At 72.0% G+C, this 15,159-nt stretch carries 4 protein-coding genes; all 4 read left to right on the forward strand.

The features are described from left to right. Positions 1-16 precede the first annotated feature (16 nt). Positions 17-1,078 (forward strand): type III polyketide synthase, encoded by a 1,062-nt coding sequence (locus tag A5622_RS26755; RefSeq protein ID WP_066870480.1) that lies wholly within the window; start codon positions 17-19, stop codon positions 1,076-1,078. Positions 1,079-1,147: 69 nt separating this feature from the next. Continuing rightward, positions 1,148-7,534: a type I polyketide synthase gene (locus A5622_RS26760; RefSeq protein WP_066882296.1), complete on the forward strand. Its 6,387-nt coding sequence runs from the start codon at positions 1,148-1,150 to the stop codon at positions 7,532-7,534. 22 nt (positions 7,535-7,556) lie between these two features. Further along, positions 7,557-13,922 (forward strand): SDR family NAD(P)-dependent oxidoreductase, encoded by a 6,366-nt coding sequence (locus A5622_RS26765; RefSeq protein WP_369829258.1) that lies wholly within the window; start codon positions 7,557-7,559, stop codon positions 13,920-13,922. 1 nt (position 13,923) lies between these two features. Beyond that, a partial coding sequence (locus tag A5622_RS26770) for a polyketide synthase (protein ID WP_197508106.1) occupies positions 13,924-15,159 on the forward strand: 1,236 nt, incomplete at its 3' end.

Here is a 15,159-nt window from a genome sequence, read left to right on the forward strand (position 1 = left end):
AAGGGGTGGGAGAAAAATGAGCGTCGTCGCCGGCGTCTTCGGTGCGTTACCGCCGCACCGATACTCCCAGCGCGAGCTCACCGATTTCTTCGTCAGCATCCCGGAGTTCGAAGGCTACGAGGACATCGTCCGGCAGCTACACGCCAGCGCCAAAGTCGGCAGCCGTCATCTGGTGCTGCCGCTCGAGCAGTACCCCGCGCTGACCGACTTCGGCCTGGCCAACCGGATCTTCACCGAACACGCCGTGAAGCTGGGCTGCGAGGCGCTGTCCGGGGCGCTCGACGAGGCGGGGCTGCGGCCCGAGGACGTCGACGTGCTCATCACCACGACGGTCACCGGCCTGGCGGTGCCCTCCGTGGACGCCCGGATCGCCGCGAAGCTCGGCCTGCGCGACGACGTGCGACGGGTGCCGCTGTTCGGGCTGGGCTGCGTGGCCGGCGCCGCGGGGGTGGCCCGCGTGCACGACTACCTGCGCGGCGCGCCCGACGCCGTCGCCGCCCTGATCTCGGTCGAGCTCTGCTCGCTGACCTATCCCGGATACACGCCGTCGCTGGCCGGCATGGTCGGCAGCGCGTTGTTCGCCGACGGGGCCGCGGCGGTGGTGGCCGTCGGCGAGCGTCGTGCCGAACGGTTGGCCGCCAGCGGGCCCAGCATCCTCGACTCGCGCAGCCACCTGTATCCCGATTCCCTGCGCACCATGGGCTTCGACGTGCGAACCACCGGCTTCGAACTGGTGCTGTCCAAGGACGTCGCCGCCGTCGTGGAGCAATACCTCGAAGACGACGTCACCGGGTTCCTCGGAGCACACGGGTTGACCACCGCCGACATCGGCGCGTTCGTCAGCCACCCCGGCGGCCCCAAGGTGATCGAGGCGATCAACGCCGCGCTCGACCTGCCGCCCGAGGCCCTCGAACTGACCTGGCGCTCGCTCGGCGAGATCGGCAACCTGTCGTCGGCGTCGGTGCTGCACGTGCTGCGCGACACCATGGCCAAGCCGCCGCCGAGCGACAGCCCCGGGTTGATGCTGGCGATGGGGCCTGGATTCTGTTCCGAGCTGGTGCTATTGCGTTGGCACTGATCCTCGTCCGCGTTTTTGCGGTGCGACGGCAGGAAGTATCGCCATGAGTGACACGAGAGGCCGCCTGCCATGAACGGCAACACCGAAGAGCTCGTCCGGGCCCTTCGCCAGTCGCTGAAGGAAAACGAGCGGCTCAAGCGCGAAAACCGCCAATACCTGGGCGCGGCAACCGAACCGGTGGCGGTGGTGGGCATGGGCTGCCGGTATCCGGGCGGAGTGAATTCGCCAGAGGCTTTGTGGCAGATGGTCGTCGAGGGGCGCGACGTGGTCTCGGAGTTCCCCGCCGACCGCGGCTGGAACCTGACGGGCCTGTTCGACGACGACCCCGACGCCGTCGGCAAGTCGTACGCCCGATGCGGCGGATTCCTCTCGGACGTCGGCGATTTCGATGCCGCGTTCTTCGGCATCGCGCCCAGCGAGGCGCTGGCGATGGACCCGCAACAGCGCTTGCTGCTCGAGGTGTCCTGGGAGGCGTTGGAGCGGGCCGGAATTGACCCGGCCACCCTGCGCGGCTCGGCGACCGGCGTGTTCGCCGGGATATTCCACGGCTCCTACGGGGGCCAGGGACGGGTGCCGGGCCACCTGGAGCGATACGGCCTGCGCGGCTCGACGCTGAGCGTGGCCTCGGGCCGGGTGGCCTATTCGCTGGGGTTCGAGGGCCCGGCCGTCTCGGTGGACACGGCGTGTTCGTCGTCGTTGGTGGCTTTGCACCTGGCGGCGCAGTCGTTGCGTTCCGGCGAGTGCGATCTGGCGCTGGCCGGCGGCGTGACGGTGATGGCCACCCCGGCGATGTTCATCGAGTTCAGCCGCCAGCGGGCGCTGGCCGCCGACGGCCGGTGCAAGGCGTACGCGGGCGCCGCCGACGGCACCGGGTTCTCCGAAGGCGTCGGGGTGCTGGTGCTGGAACGGCTGGCCGACGCCCGCCGGCACGGGCATCCGGTGCTGGCCGTGGTCCGCGGATCGGCGGTCAATCAGGACGGCGCGTCCAACGGCCTGGCGACACCCAACGGGCCATCGCAGCAACGGGTGATCCGGGCGGCGCTGGCCAACGCGCGGCTGGACACCGCCGACGTCGATCTGGTCGAGGGCCACGGGACGGGCACCACGCTCGGCGATCCCATTGAGGCCCAGGCGGTTCTGGCCACCTACGGCCAGGACCGGCCGGCCGATCGGCCGCTGTGGCTGGGCTCGATCAAATCGAACATGGGTCACACCTCGGCCGCGGCGGGGGCCGGCGGGGTGATCAAGATGGTGCAGGCGATCCGCCACGGGGTGATGCCCAAGACGCTGCACGTGGATGAGCCGACGCCGCACGTGGATTGGACGGCCGGGGCGGTGTCGCTGCTGACCGAACGGCGGCCCTGGCCGGCCGTGGACCGGCCGCGGCGCGCGGGCGTCTCGTCCTTCGGCATCAGCGGCACCAACGCGCACGTCATCGTCGAGCAGTACGCCGCGGAGCTCGAAAACGCCGCGCCCCCAGGCGATGACGTCATCGTCCCGTGGGTGCTTTCGGCCCGTTCGGGTGAGGCGCTGGCGAATCAGGCCGCGCGGCTGCTGGCCCGCGTGAAGGCCGATCCCCGGGTGCGGGTGCTGGACGTGGGCTGGTCGCTGATCGCGACGCGGTCGCGCTTCGAGCACCGCGCGGTGGTCGTGGGCGCCGACGGCGCGCAGTTGCTGCGCGGGTTGGCGGCCCTGGCGGCCGGCGAGCAGGGCGCGGGCCTGGTAGTGGGCCGGGCCCAGCCGATGGGCAAGACGGTGTTCGTGTTTCCCGGCCAGGGCTCGCAATGGGCCGGCATGGGTGCCCAATTGCTGGACAGTTCACCGACATTCGCCGAACACCTGCAGCTGTGCGACAAGGCGCTCGCCGAGCACGTCGACTGGTCGCTGATCGACGTCATCCGCGGGGTGCCGGGCGCACCCGGATTGGACCGCGTGGACGTGGTGCAGCCGGCGCTGTGGGCGGTGATGGTGTCGCTGGCCGAACTGTGGCGCTCGGTGGGCGTCACACCCGACGCGGTGATCGGCCATTCGCAGGGCGAGATCGCGGCGGCCTACGTGGCGGGCGCCCTGTCGCTGGAAGACGCCGCCCGGGTGGTCGCGCTGCGCAGCCGCTTGCTGGTGCGGTTGTCGGGCCGGGGCGGCATGGTCTCGCTGGCCTGCAGCCTGCCGCGCGCCGAGCAGCTCATCGCCGCCTGGGGCGACCGGCTCAACATCGCCACCGTCAACGGCGTTGCGGCGGTGGTGGTCTCGGGCGAGGTGGACGCTCTGGCGGAGCTGATGCAACGGTGCGAGGCCGACGACATCCGGGCCCGCAAGATCGACGTCGACTACGCGTCCCACTCGGCGCAGGTGGAGGCGATTCGGGACCCCCTCGCCGCCGCGCTGGACGGGCTGGCGCCGCGGCCGTCCGCCGTGACCTTCTTCTCCACGGTCACCGGCGAACCGCTGGACACCGCGGGGCTGAACGCCGACTACTGGTTCCAAAGCATCCGCAGCACCGTGCAATTCGAGAAGGCGGTGCGCAGCGCGTGCGATGCGGGCTATCAGGCGTTCATCGAATCCAGTCCGCATCCGGTGCTGATGGCCGCCATCGAAGAGACGATGCCCGACGGCGAGCGGGGGTGCGTCATCCCGTCGCTGGGCCGCGATGACGGCGGCCTGGACCGCTTCTGGCTCTCGGCCGCCGCGGCCCACGTCGCCGGCGTGGCGGTGGACTGGCGGGCCGCGCTGTCCGGTCTCGATGGCCGCCGCGTCGACCTCCCGACGTATGGCTTTGTCCGGCAACATTTTTGGCTTCCTGGCGGGTCGACCGGGTCGCAGGACGTCGCCACCCTGGGCCTGGCCGCGGCCGAGCACGCCCTGCTGGGCGCGGTGGTGCCGCGGCCCGATTCCGGCGGCGTGGTGCTGACCGGCCGGTTGTCCACGGCGGCCCACCCGTGGCTGGCTGATCACGCGGTCGGCGACACGGTGTTGTTCCCGGGTGCGGGGTTCGTCGAGTTGGCCATCCGCGCGGGCGACGAGGTCGGTTGCGGGGTGCTCGACGAGCTGACCATCTCGGCGCCCTTGCTGCTGCCCGCGGCCGGGGGCGTGCGGGTGCAGCTGGTGGTCGGCGCCCCCGACGAGTCGGGCCGGCGGCGGCTGGCAGGGTATTCGATTGACGCGCAGCCGGATTCGGAGTGGGTGCTGCATGCCGAGGGGTTGCTGCGGCCGGGCGCCGTTACACCGGCCGCGGACCTCTCGAGCTGGCCGCCCGCCGGGGCGACCGCGGTGGACGTCACCGACGCCTATGAGCGGCTGGCGCGGCGCGGCTACGACTACGGCGGCGCCTTCAAGGGCCTGCGAGCGATGTGGCAGCGCGGCGACGAGATCTTCGCCGAGGTCGCCGTGCCCGACGATGCCGCCGCCCCCGACGGCGGCTTCGGAATACATCCGGTGCTGTTGGATGCCGCGCTGCACGCGCTCGGCCTCGCCGCCGGGAACGACGACACCGTGCTGCCGTTCTCTTGGCAGGGCGTGTCGCTACACGCGTCGGGTGCGTCGCGGGCGCGGGTCCGGATCGCACCGGCCGGCGCCGGCGCCGTCTCGGTGGAATTTGCCGACGGGGCGGGGCTGCCGGTGCTCTCGGTGCGGTCGTTGGCGATGCGGCCGGTCGCGCCGGGGCAGCTGACGGCGGCGGCCCCCGCCCGCCGACCGCTCGGCGGGGGCCTGCTCGACGTCACCTGGTCGCCGGTCGCGTTGGGCTCCGGTGGCGTCGCCGTGACGCTGTGGGAGCCGGGCGATCACGGCGGCGACGTGGTGAAGTCCGTGCACGCCGCGACCGCCGAGATCTTGGCGGTGCTGCAGTCGGAGTTGCGCGACGAGAACGCCGGGGTGCTGGCCGTGCAGACCCGCGGCGCGGTCGCCCTTGCCGGCGAGGACGTTTCGGACCTGGCCGGGGCGGCGGTGTGGGGCCTGGTGCGCTCGGCGCAGGCGGAGCAGCCGGGCCGGGTGGTCCTGATCGACTCCGACGGCTCGGTCGATGTCAGCGCGGTGATCGGTTGCGGCGAGCCGCAAGTGGTGGTTCGCCAGGGCGTCGCCTATGCGGCGCGATTGCGGCCGGTGCGCGCCGGTTCCGCGGTCGAGTTGCCCTCCGCGGGCTGGCGATTGGACGCCGGCGGCGAGGGTACCCTCGAGGACCTGGTCGTAAGCCGTTGCCCGCACCCGGAATTGACCGCCGGGCAGGTGCGGGTCGCGGTGGCCGCGGTCGGGGTCAACTTCCGCGACGTCCTGGTGGCCCTGGGAATGTATCCGGGCGGAGGCCGGCTGGGTGCCGAGGGCTCCGGCGTCGTCGTCGAGGTGGGCCCCGACGTGACCGGCCTGGCCGTCGGAGACGCGGTGATGGGGTTGCTCGGGGTCGTCGGTTCGGAAGCGGTGGTGGATCAGCGCGTGGTGACGCCGGTGCCGCCGGGGCTGTCGCTGGTCGAGGCCGCGGGCGTGCCGGTGGTGTTCCTGACCGCGCTGTACGGGCTGTCGGTGCTGGGCGGGCTGCGCGCCGGTGAGCGGGTGCTGGTGCACACCGCCACCGGCGGGGTGGGCATGGCCGCGGTGCAGCTGGCGCGGCATTGGGGCGCCGAGGTGTTCGTCACCGCCAGCCGCGGCAAGTGGGACACCCTGCGCGCGATGGGATTTGACGACGACCACATCGGCGATTCGCGCACGACGGAGTTCGAGAAGACGTTCGCGTCCTCGACCGACGGTGCCGGCTTCGACGTCGTGCTCAACTCCCTGGCCGGCGAGTTCACCGACGCGTCGTTGCGGCTGCTGGCTCCCGGCGGTCGTTTCATCGAGATGGGCAAGACCGACGTGCGGGATCCGCGCGTCGTCGCCGATCAGCACCGGGGTGCGGTGTACCGGGCGTTCGACCTGATGGAGGCCGGTCCCGACCGCACCGCGGCCATGCTGGCCGAGATCACCGAACTGCTGGCGGACGGAATCGTGACACCGTTGCCGCTCAAGACGTTTGATGTCCGCTGCGCCGCGACGGCCTATCGGTACCTCAGCCAGGCGCGCCACATCGGCAAGGTCGCGCTGACCGTCCCGTCGGGTCCCGGTGAGGTGCTCAGCGGCTGCGGCGGTGGCCTGGCCGGGGCCAGCGTGGTGATCACCGGCGGCACCGGCATGGCCGGTTCCGCGCTGGCCCGCCACCTCGTCGAGCGCTACCGGGTGGCCCACGTGGTGCTGGTCAGCCGGACCGGCGACCGGGGGCCCGGGGTCGCCGAGCTGGTGTCCGACCTGCAGCGCTGCGGCGCGCGGGTATCGGTGGTGGCCTGCGACGTCGCCGACCCGGAGGCCGCCGCACGGATGCTGGCCGGGATACCGGCGCAGTATCCGCTGCGCGGAATCGTCCATGCCGCAGGGATTCTCGACGACGGGCTGATCTCATCGCTGACCCCGGATCGGGTGGACGCGGTGCTGCGCGCCAAGGTGGACGGGGCGTGGAACCTGCACGAGCTCACCCGGCACCTGGATCTCTCGGCGTTCGTGGTGTTCTCGTCGATGGCCGGGATCGTGGGGACCCCGGGTCAGGCGAACTACGCGGCGGCCAACAGCTTCCTCGACGGGCTGGCCGCCTACCGGCGGGCCCACGGATTGCCCGGCCTGTCGCTGGCCTGGGGCCTGTGGGAGCAGGCGTCGGCGATGACCGCGCACCTCGGCGAGCGCGACAAGGCGCGGATGAGCAGGATCGGGCTGGCGCCGCTGTCCACCGAGCAGGCGCTGGCCGCGTTCGACGCCGCGATGCTGGTGGACGCTGCGGTGCTGGTGGCCGCGCGGGTGGACCGCGCCGCGCTGTCCGACAACATCGCCGCGCTGCCCCCGCTGCTGTCCGAGCTCGTCGCCGGCCCGACCCGGCGCGTCATCGACGACACCGACGTCACCGCGTCGACGGCGGGGCTTTCGGCGCGCCTGCACGGGCTGAGCCCCGAGGCGCGCCACCGCGAGCTGGTCGACTTGGTCTGCGCCAACGCGGCGATGGTGCTCGGGGTGCCCAATCCGGCGGACATCAACTCCAGCAGCGCCTTCGGCGAGCTCGGCTTCGATTCGCTGACCGCCGTCGAACTGCGGAACCGCCTCAAAAATGCCACCGGCCTTACCCTTTCGCCGACGCTGATCTTCGACTACCCGACACCCGTCGCGCTGGCCGCGCATCTCGACACTCAACTGGCCGGTGACGCCGGTGATGGTGAACCGCCGAACCTGATGGGTCGCTTCAACGACATCACCCGCGAACTGCAGGCGCTGCTCGGCGCGCCCAACTGGAACGCCGACGACAAGTCGGTGCTGCGGGCCCGCATTCACAACCTGCTGGCCGCGGTTGCGCCGAGCCGGCCTTCCGACGCCGAACACCTCGACGACGACCTCGACGCCGCCACCGAAAGCCAACTCTTTGCGATCCTCGATGAAGAACTCGGCCGCTGACCCCCCGCCGCAAGGAGCAACGATGCCGGGCACCTCGCAGCACGTCGACTACCTGAAACGCGTCACCGCGGATCTCAGGCGGACCCGGCGGCGCGTCGCGGAACTGGAGGGCCGGCTCTCCGAGCCCGTTGCGGTGGTGGGCATGGCGTGTCGTTACGCCGGTGGAGTCGAATCGCCGGAAGACCTGTGGGAGTTGGTGATTCAGGCCCGCGACACGGTGTCGGACTTCCCGGCCGACCGCGGCTGGGACGTCGAGGGGTTGTACGACCCCGACCCCGACACCAAGGGAAAGATGTACACCCGGCAGGGCAGTTTCCTGGCGGACGCGGGCGATTTCGACGCCGGTTTCTTCGGCATCGGGCCCAGCGAGGCGCTGGCCATGGACCCCCAGCAGCGGATGATGCTCGAGATCTGCTGGGAGGCGTTGGAGCGGGCCGGGATTGATCCCGTCACGCTGCGCGGCTCGGCGACCGGCGTCTTCGCGGGCGTCATCCACGCCGGCTATGGCGGGGAGGTCAAGGGCGAGCTGGAGGGCTACGGGCTCACCGGCTCGACGCTGAGCGTGACCTCGGGCCGGGTGTCCTACGTGTTGGGCCTGGAGGGCCCCGCGGTGTCGGTGGATACCGCGTGCTCGTCGTCGTTGGTCTCGATGCATCTGGCCGCGCAGTCACTGCGGTCCGGGGAGTGCGATCTGGCGCTGGCCGGTGGCGTGACCGTGATGGCCACCCCCGCGGCCTTTGTCGAGTTCAGCCGCCAGCGTGCGCTGGCCCCCGACGGTCGCTGCAAGGTGTATGCCGGTGCGGCGGACGGGACTTCGTGGTCGGAAGGCGCCGGCGTCCTGGTGCTGGAGCGGTTGGCTGACGCCCGGCGGCTGGGGCATCCGGTGCTGGCGGTGCTGCGCGGTACCGCGGTCAATCAGGACGGTGCGTCCAACGGTCTGACCGCCCCCAACGGGCCGTCGCAACAGCGCGTCATCCGGGCGGCGCTGGCCAACGCCGGGTTGACGGCCGCGGACGTGGATGTGGTTGAGGGCCATGGGACCGGGACGGTGCTCGGCGACCCCATCGAGGCCCAGGCGCTGCTGGCGACGTACGGTCAAGATCGCGCCGCGGACCGCCCGCTGTGGCTGGGGTCGATCAAATCCAACATCGGCCACACCTCGGCCGCGGCCGGGGTGGCCGGGGTGATCAAGATGATTCAGGCGATCCGGCACGGGGTGCTGCCCAAGACGCTGCACGTGGACATCCCGTCGCCGCACGTGGATTGGTCCGCCGGCGCGGTCTCGCTGCTGACCGATCCGCGGCCGTGGCCCGACCACGGCGGGATACGGCGGGCGGGCGTCTCGTCGTTCGGGATCAGCGGCACCAACGCGCACGTCATCGTGGAGCAGCCCCCCGCGGCCCTCGACGAGGATACCGAGCCGGTTCTGGGGACGCCCGATTCGGTTGTGCCATGGGTGCTTTCGGCCCGATCGCCCGAGGCGCTGACGGGTCAGGCGCAACGCTTGCTGGACCGGCTGAACGTCGAGGCGGGCCCGCGTGCGGTGGACGTGGGCTGGTCGCTGGCGACCACCCGGGCGGCCTTCGAGCATCGCGCGGTGCTGATCGGCGCCGACCGGGCCGCCCTGACCGCGGGGTTGGCGGGTTTGGCGGCCGGGCGCCCCGATCCGGCCGTGCTGGTCGGCCGGACCCGGTCGGTGGGCAAGCGAGTGTTCGTGTTTCCGGGGCAGGGCTCCCAGTCGCTTGGCATGGGCGCCGAACTATACCAACGCTTTCCGGTGTTCGCGCAGGCCTTCGACGAGGCCATCGCGGCGGTGGACGCGCACACGCGGCTGCCGCTGCGCGAGGTGATCTGGGGCACCGACCCGCAGTTGTTGCAGAGCACCGAATTCGCCCAGCCGGCACTGTTCGTGGTGGAGATCGCGTTGGCCGCGCTGTGGCAGTCGTTCGGCGTCACACCGGATGTGGTGATCGGCCACTCGGTGGGCGAGATCGCCGCGGCGTGCGTGGCCGGGGCGATCTCGCTGCCCGACGCGGCCCGGCTGGTGGCGGCGCGCGGTCGCCTGATGGCCGCGCTGCCGGCCGGCGGGGTGATGATCGCCGTGGCCGCGACCGAGGACGAGGTGGCCCCCCTGCTGAACGGCGCAGTGAGCATCGCGGCGGTCAACGGCCCGCGTTCGCTGGTGCTCTCCGGTGAGCAGGCCGCGGTGGGGGCGGTCGCCGACCGGTTGGCCGCCGGTGGCGCGCGGGTGCACCGGCTGGCGGTCTCGCACGCGTTTCACTCGCCGTTGATGAAACCCATGTTGGACGACTTCGCGGCGGTGGCGGCCGGGGTCTCGGCGACCGAGCCACGAATCGCCCTGGTGTCCAACCTGACCGGGCAACTGGCCGGCCCCGGCTATGGCTCGGTCGCGTACTGGGTGGACCACGTGCGCCGGCCGGTGCGGTTCGTCGACGGCGTGCGGCTGGCGGAATCCCTGGCTGCCGGGGTGTTCCTGGAGGTGGGGCCGGGCGCGGCGTTGACGTCCGCGGTGGAACAGTCCCTGACCGCCGACCGGGCGTCCACGGTGGTCACGATGGCCAAAGGCCGCCCGGAGATCGACTCGCTGTTGCGGGCGGCGGGGGAGCTGTTCACGGCCGGCGCCGACGTGCAATGGGCGGCGGCGTTTGCCGATCTGCATCCCCGGCGTGTCGAGCTGCCCACCTATGCCTTTGTGCGCCGCCGGTTTTGGCTGTCCGGCGATTCGGTGGGGTCGGCCAACATCGCCAGCCTCGGTCTCACCGAGGCCGAGCACGCGTTGCTGGGCGCGGTGGTCGATCGCCCGGACTCCGGTGGTGTGGTGTTGACGGGCCGGCTTTCGGTAGCCGCCCAGCCATGGCTGGCCGACCACGCGGTCGCCGGCACGGTGCTGTTTCCCGGGGCCGGCTTCGTGGAGTTGGCGTTGCGGGCCGGCGACGAGGTCGGCTGCTCGCTGGTCCAAGAACTCACTCTGTCGGCGCCACTGGTGGTTCCGTCGCTGCCGGCGGCCGGCGTGGTACACCTGCAGGTCGTGGTGACCGCGGCCGCCGAGGCGGGCACCCGCTCGGTCGCAGTGTATTCCCGCGCCGCGCAAGGTGATTGGGTGCTGCACGCCGAAGGCGTGCTCAGCGACGGCGCGACGCGGGAACCGGCCGCCGACCTGTCAATGTGGCCGCCGCCGGGCGCGGACGGCGTGGACGTGACCGGCGCCTACGAGGGCCTGGCGGCCCGCGGTTATGGCTACGGACCGGCGTTTCAGGGGCTGCGCGCCGTCTGGCGAAGGGGCGCCGAGATTTTCGCCGAGGTCGAGCTCCCGCAGCAGGCCGGCGTCTCGACCGCCGGCCTCGGCATCCATCCGGTGGTCCTGGATGCGGCGCTGCACGCACTGGGGGTGGCCGACGAACGGATCGAGACCGTCTTACCGTTCTCGTGGGAGGGCGTGAGCCTGTACGCGGCCGGCGCGTCGCGGGTGCGGGTCAGGCTGGCGCCGGCCGGTCCCGGTGCCGTCTCGATCGATCTGGCCGATTCGTCCGGCCTACCGGTCCTGTCGGTGCGCGAGCTGGTCACGCGCGCCGTCTCGGCCGACCAGTTGACGGCGGCGGTGGCCGCCCGTTCGGGAAGCGGTGAGCTGCTCGACGTGGTGTGGTCGCCGATGTCGTTGCCGGGCAACGGGCTCGGCGCGGACTTCACCGTCTGGGAGCCACCGGCGGCGGATGCCGGCGCGGTGGCGTCGGTGTATGCGGCGACGCACGAGGCCCTGGGTGCGCTGCAAAGTCGGCTGGCCGGTGAGGCGGCCGGGGTCCTGGTGGTGCAGACTCGCGGCGCGGTCGGACTGGCGGCCGAGGACGTGACGGACCTGGCCGGTGCGGCGGTGTGGGGGTTGACGCGTTCGGCGCAGGCCGAACACCCCGGTCGCGTGGTGCTGGTCGACACCGACGGAACGCTCGATGTCGCCGCCGTGATCGGTTGCGGCGAGCCACAAGTCGTGGTGCGCGACGGGGTGGCCTACAGCGCCCGGCTGAAACCGGCCGACCGGCGGCCCCTGCTGCAGCTGCCCGACCCGCCGGCGGTGTGGCGGCTGGCCGCCGGCGACGCCGGGACGCTCGAAGATCTCGCCGTCCAGGAGTATCCGCCCGCGCGACTGGAGCCCGGCCAGGTGCGGGTGGCGGTGGCCGCGGCCGGGGTGAACTTCCGCGACGTGCTGGTGGCACTGGGCATGTACCCGGGTGCGGCCCAACTGGGCGCGGAGGGCGCCGGGATCGTCACCGAACTCGGCGCCGGCGTCACCGATTTGGCCGTCGGGGACGCGGTCATGGGGATCTTCGGGCTGGCCGGTTCGGAGGCGGCCGTCGACCGCCGATTGGTGACCCGGGTGCCGCGCGGCTGGTCGATGGCCCAGGCCGCGGCCGTGCCGGTGGTGTTCCTGACGGCCTATTACGGGCTGTCGGTGCTGGCCGGCCTGCGCGCCGGGCAGCGGGTGCTGGTGCACGCCGCCACCGGCGGGGTGGGCATGGCCGCGGTGCAACTGGCCCGGCACTGGGGGGCGGAGGTCTACGCGACCGCCAGCCGCGGTAAGTGGGACACCCTGCGCGCCATGGGATTCGACGATGCGCACATCGCGGATTCGCGCACGCTGGACTTCGAGCAGCAGTTCGCCGGGGGCGTCGACGTGGTGCTCAACTCGCTGGCGGGGGAGTTCAACGATGCGTCGCTGCGGCTGCTGGGCGCCGGCGGTCGCTTCATCGAAATGGGCAAGACCGATCTGCGCGACCCGGACGACATCGCCCGGGCCCATCCCGGCGTGACGTACCGCGCGTTCGATTTGATGGAGGCCGGCCCCGACCGCATCGCCGAGATGCTGGCGGAATTGCTGAGGTTGTTCGCGGCCGGCGTCCTGGTGCCGTTGCCCGTCAAGGCGTTTGATGCGCGCGGCGCCGCCGACGCCTACCGGTTCGTCAGCCAGGCCCGCCACATCGGCAAGGTCGTGCTCACCATGCCGGGCGGGCCCGCCGGGCTGGCCGGCGGCACCGCGCTGATCACCGGCGGGACCGGCATGGCCGGTTCGGCGGTGGCACGGCATCTGGTCGAGCGGCACCGGGTGCCCCACGTGATGCTGGTCAGCCGCAGCGGTGACCGCGCCGACGGCATGACCGCGCTGGCCGCCGAACTGCGCGACGCGGGAGCGTCGGTGTCGGTGGTCGCCTGTGACGTCGGCGACCGGGCGGCCGTCGCGGCCCTGCTGGCCCGGGTGCCGGCGCGGTACCCGTTGCGGTCGGTGTTCCACGCCGCGGGCGTGCTCGACGACGCGGTGATCGCCTCCCTGACGGCGGCGCGCATGGACACCGTGCTGCGGGCCAAGGTCGACGGGGCCTGGCACCTGCACGAGCTGACCCGGGACCTGGATCTGTCGGCGTTCGTGGCGTTTTCGTCGATGGCGGGCATCGTGGGCGCCCCTGGCCAAGGGAACTACGCGGCGGCCAACAGCTTCCTCGACGCGCTGGCGGCGCATCGCCACGCTCACGGGCTGGCGGGACTCTCGGTCGCCTGGGGAATGTGGGAAGAATCCTCCGCGATGACCCAACACCTCGGCGAGCGCGACAAGGCCAGGATGAGCCGCGCCGGGCTGAGCGCGTTGACCACCCGGCAAGCGCTGGAACTGCTGGACGCCGCGTTGCTCGCCGAACACCCCATGGTGGTGGGCACAAGACTCGATCGGGGCGCGCTGGGGCAGCACAGCGCCACGTTGCCGCCGCTGCTCAGCCAGCTGGCCGCTCGCCCGGCTCGCCGGATGCTGGAGCACACCGACATGGTGTCCCTGACCGGCCTGCGGGCGCGGCTGGGCGGCATGTCGCCCGAGCAGCGGCACAGCGAACTGGTGGAACTGGTCTGCAGCAACGCGGCCACGGTATTGGGTCACAGCACCGCGGACGTCCACGCCGACGACGCGTTCGGCGATCTCGGGTTCGATTCGCTGACCGCCGTCGAGCTGCGCAACCGGCTCAAAATCGCTACCGGCCTTGCCCTTTCGCCCACGTTGATCTTCGATCACCCCACGCCGGCCGCGCTTGCCGAACACCTCGGCACCCAGCTCGCCACCGGCGGCCCCGGCGCGGCGGCCGCCACCCCGCCCGACCGGACGGCCCGCTTCGAGGAGATCACCCGCGAACTGCAGGCGCTGCTCAATCAGCCCGACCTCAGTCCCGGCGACAAGAAGCAACTGGTCGCCCGGCTGGAAGGCCTGCTGGACACGGTGCCGGGCTCGGCACCGGCACCGCTGCTGGAACACCCCGAGCACGCGTTCGACGACGACATCTCCACCGCCACCGACAGTCAGCTGTTCGCCATTCTCGACGACGAAGTCGGCCCCTGACTTGCCTCCGACAGACGTCGCGATCATCGGGCTGGCATGCAGGTTTCCGGGCGCGCCCGACCCGTCCGCGTTCTGGCGCCTGATCCGTGACGGGCGTGAGGCCGCCCAATTGGGCGGGGACGCCGGGGAATTCGACGCGGACTTCTTCAACCTGTCGCCGCGTGAGGCGGCCGCGATGGATCCGCGGCAGCGCCTGGCCCTCGAATTGACCTGGGAGCTGCTCGAGGACGCGTTCGTGGTGCCGGAAAAGATACGGGGACAAGAGGTCTCGGTGTTCCTCGGGGCGATGACGGACGACTACGCGGCCCTGACGCTGCGCGATCTCGCCGACAACCTGGACCACCACACCTTCACCGGCATCAGCCGGGCGATGATCGCCAACCGGGTGTCGTACGCCTTCGGGTTGCGCGGACCCAGCATGACCGTCGACTCCGGTCAGTCGTCCTCGTTGGTGGCGGTGCACCTCGGCTGCGACAGCGTGCGCACCGGGCGGGCGACGATGGCCGTCGCGGGCGGCGTCCACCTCAACCTGTCCGACGAAATCGCCATGCTGGAACGGGAATTCGGTGCGGTATCGGTGTCGGGCCACACCTACGCCTTCGATCGTCGCGCCGACGGCTACGTGCGCGGTGAAGGCGGCGGACTGGTGCTGCTCAAGCCGTTGGCGGCCGCCCTGGACGACGGCGACCGCATTCACGCCGTCATTCGCGGCGGTGCCGTCGGCAACGCCGGGCACAGCGGAGCCGCCCAGACCGTCCCGTCGGCGCGCAGTGAAGCGGACGTGATCCGGCGCGCGCTCGCCGACGCCGGCCTCGACATCGGCGACATCGACTACGTCGAGGCGCACGGCACCGGGACCAAGGTCGGCGACGCGATCGAAGCCCGGGCGCTGGGCGAGGTCTTCGCCGGGCGCGCGCACGATCCGGTGCGGGTCGGTTCGGTGAAGACCAACATCGGTCACGCCGGCAGCGCCGCGGGAATCGCGGGCCTGCTCAAGGCCGCCCTGGCGGTCGAACATGCCGCGATCCCGCCCAGCCTCAACTACACCGACCCCGAGGCCGGGCTGAATCATCTTGGGCTGCAAGTCAACACCGCCCTGGCGGCGTGGCCGTCGGGGGATCGGCCGCGGCGGGCCGGGGTGTCCTCGTTCGGCATGGGCGGCACCAACGCCCACCTGATTGTCGAGCAGCCCCCGGCCCAGCGGGACACCGCGCCATCGGATTCGCGGGCGGCCACG

This window comes from Mycobacterium sp. 1245801.1, from assembly GCF_001673055.1.
Taxonomy (GTDB): domain Bacteria; phylum Actinomycetota; class Actinomycetes; order Mycobacteriales; family Mycobacteriaceae; genus Mycobacterium; species Mycobacterium europaeum_A.

Coding starts and splice junctions, on each gene's coding strand:
- A5622_RS26755 (WP_066870480.1), top strand. CDS start 17: ATGAGCGTCGTCGCCGGCGTCTTCGGTGCGTTACCGCCGCACCGATAC.
- A5622_RS26760 (WP_066882296.1), top strand. CDS start 1,148: ATGAACGGCAACACCGAAGAGCTCGTCCGGGCCCTTCGCCAGTCGCTG.
- A5622_RS26765 (WP_369829258.1), top strand. CDS start 7,557: ATGCCGGGCACCTCGCAGCACGTCGACTACCTGAAACGCGTCACCGCG.